General features: G+C 76.9%; 1 pseudogene. It reads left to right on the top strand.

Features of this window, described 5'->3' with window-relative positions:
* Nucleotides 1-330, top strand: a pseudogene (locus ACY45C_RS17195) (hypothetical protein); the annotation flags it as partial.
* Between the last annotated feature and the right edge of the window lie 116 nt (nt 331-446).

Genomic DNA, 446 nt, shown 5'->3' with positions numbered 1-446 from the left:
GAGGTGCTCCGGGTGACCGGCGAGCACGGCCGGGGCTGCGCCGACCGGCTTGGCCTGCCCGCCGCGGCCACCCCGGCGGAGCTGGTCGCCGCCGCGGAACGGCGCGTCCAGGTGTGGGCGCGCCGGCAGGCCGACCCGACTCTGGACGCGGCGACCCAGGGCGCGGCCCGCACCCTGCTGGGCTGCTACAGCCGGCTGCGGCAACGCGCGGCCGACGCGGCCGACCTGATCGCCCGTGCGCGGGCTCTGCTCGCCTACGACGAACACGCCGACGGCGAGACGGCGGACGACTCGGAGATGGCGGAAAACGAGGGGACGGGGAAACGATGAAGGGGTCCATCAGGACAGCACCGGCGGGGGGCTCGCGATGACCGGCCTGCTGCGCGGGCTGGCACGGCGGCGCGGGCCGGAGAGTGGCCACGACACCGACGGCGTTCCGTCCTGGG

Source organism: Frankia sp. CcWB2, assembly GCF_977927585.1.
The sequence above is the reverse complement of the archived record's forward strand: the minus strand, read 5'-3'. Positions and strand labels throughout refer to the sequence as shown.